Below are 642 nucleotides of genomic sequence, written 5' to 3'. Positions count from 1 at the left end.
GCGAGAGCGGCAGCGGAGCCGAGAAGAAGGCTCTTAATGTTCATTTCTGACCTCCAGTCAAAAATGAGTCCAGGCTTACGAAATGCCGGACTGACAAGGCCTGGAGATTGTGGCGCGCGAGAGCGGCGCGCCTGGAGTGCCCATCCGCCACCGGCCGCACTTGCCCGATCGGTCCGTTCGTTCCGTGCACGCCAGGATCCGGAAACGATTCTCGCGGGGAATCATTTGCCGCAACCGATTCTCGGCTGCGCATGAACCGCGCTGCGAATACGGACGCGGCCAGCAGGCGGGCGACGAAGCAGGGGAAGGATTGCGGGCAGGCCGGCCTCCAGCCGCTGTTTTGCCACGATTCTCACCAGTTTCAGGCAAGCTTCGGCCAACCTAAGCCATTCTCAACAAACAATTTTCTTAAGAGCTTGTTAAGAGTTGAGCGCCCGAATGGCCATTTTGTGTCGTTTCAGCAACAGGACATGCGGAAGGGCCGACGAAAGGGTGCGCGATCGCAAGTTGGTGATTGCGCCATCGGCCGCGTCAGGTATTTTCAAATCCAGAAGCAAGGGCGGTTGATCGCCAACTTCTGAAGTGTTGGGGATGGGGCAGGGAACGCTGTCCTTCAGCAAAATACCCAGACCCGTTTTAAAC

General features: G+C 57.8%; 1 protein-coding gene. It reads right to left on the bottom strand.

Going from position 1 to position 642, the window contains the following annotated elements; all coding sequences use genetic code 11:
* Positions 1-419 precede the first annotated feature (419 nt).
* The coding region (locus tag ASG03_RS21870) for a hypothetical protein (RefSeq protein ID WP_210168549.1) at positions 420-642 on the bottom strand (223 nt) is incomplete at its 5' end.

The sequence above is a fragment of the Rhizobium sp. Leaf341 genome, from assembly GCF_001424325.1.
GTDB lineage: Bacteria > Pseudomonadota > Alphaproteobacteria > Rhizobiales > Rhizobiaceae > Ferranicluibacter.
This window is presented reverse-complemented; position numbering and strand designations above follow the sequence as displayed.